Source organism: Dichelobacter nodosus (assembly GCF_001263335.1).
GTDB classification, from domain to species: domain Bacteria; phylum Pseudomonadota; class Gammaproteobacteria; order Cardiobacteriales; family Cardiobacteriaceae; genus Dichelobacter; species Dichelobacter nodosus.
This window is the reverse complement of sequence record NZ_LGVW01000020.1, coordinates 1-1,203: the sequence shown is the minus strand read 5'-3', so window position 1 is coordinate 1,203 and position 1,203 is coordinate 1. Positions and strand designations below refer to the sequence as shown.

The following is a 1,203-nucleotide window of genomic DNA, read 5'->3' as shown; positions in this document are numbered from 1 at the left end:
ACTAAATAATCTGTGAACCAAATTTAATCTGATTTTTATTTTGATTAAATTTTATTTTTTAATTAGTTATCAAAATATTACGGAGTTTCCAGATGATTTTGAGAGTGCACAAGTTAGGAAAGAAACTGTTTCTGTTTGGTTCATGCGCCCTGCTATTAACTGCCTGTGGCGAAAAAGATGCGCAGTATTATTACGATCGTCCCGAAGAAGCCAATCGTGTTTCAACAGAATGTATGACGAAATTACGCGCCCCTGATGCAACAACATCATCATTGGAGCAATTAAGAGACGATATCAATTGTCAAAATGCTTATATTGCCGTGATAGGAATCAAATCGGGCGATTTGAAAAAGGCATTGTTGGTCAATGAACAACAAGGCTGGAAAGCGTTGATGCGCGGCGTGATAGAAATGCATAAAGGAGTCGATATGACGCTTGCTCAATTAAAAGAGATTGCTGCTAAACCTTTTGCCGAAGCCCTGCCCGAATTGGAAGAAAGTGATGATGGCGGTGCTATGTGTAGCGGTTCATATCCCTCTAGTATAGAAAATTTGGGACTCGATGTTTTAATAAAAAAAGCCTGTGATGAAGTAAAAAATGTGCGTCATCAATTGCTAACTGAACGTTTTAAAAATTTAGACACTTTGTCTGAAGCAGAGAAATTGGCAGCAGCTCAAGACATATCCCTTGCGGTTAAAAGTTGTCCCTTGGGAATAATCGCATCGATGGATCCGAGATTTGACCCGCGCTTAACTGACTTATGTCAAAAAATTAATGAAGCCGATGAATTAATTAAAAAATTACAAACTTTTGAAGATAAAAAAGCGCTCTTAAAATTCGATGACTCAATACCTTTCCAAGAAAAAGTAAAAATTCTAGATAACGCACATAATTGCCGCCATACTGATATTGAAAAGTCAGCAGAGGAATTATGCCGTGAAATTGATAAACGCTACACTCAAGTGGTTATGGCTGAATTGAGCGGTATAGAAAAATTACCCTACGAGAAAAAATTCGCTAAGAAAGGAGACATTGAGACGGTTTTATCAAGTTATTGTCACCGCATACGTCTAGGCAATGATGAAAAATCATTTTGCAAAAAGCTTGACCGCTTAAAAGAAGAAATTACCAAAGAATATATTAAAAGAAGTAATGAAGAAACGCTCAAAAAATTCGGTAAATAACATCAATTAAATTAAACAG

Annotated in this window: 1 protein-coding gene; it reads left to right on the top strand. The window is 36.3% G+C overall.

From position 1 onward, the window contains the following. Nucleotides 1-92: 92 nt before the first annotated feature. Nucleotides 93-1,184 carry a hypothetical protein gene (locus tag AKG33_RS03920; protein WP_050707979.1) on the top strand — a complete coding sequence of 364 codons (1,092 nt, stop codon included), beginning with the start codon at nt 93-95 and terminating at the stop codon, nt 1,182-1,184. The last annotated feature ends 19 nt before the right edge of the window (nt 1,185-1,203 follow it).

What these genes read in the sequence shown, in the direction of transcription:
- AKG33_RS03920 (WP_050707979.1), top strand. Translation starts at nt 93, where the DNA reads ATGATTTTGAGAGTGCACAAGTTAGGAAAGAAACTGTTTCTGTTTGGT.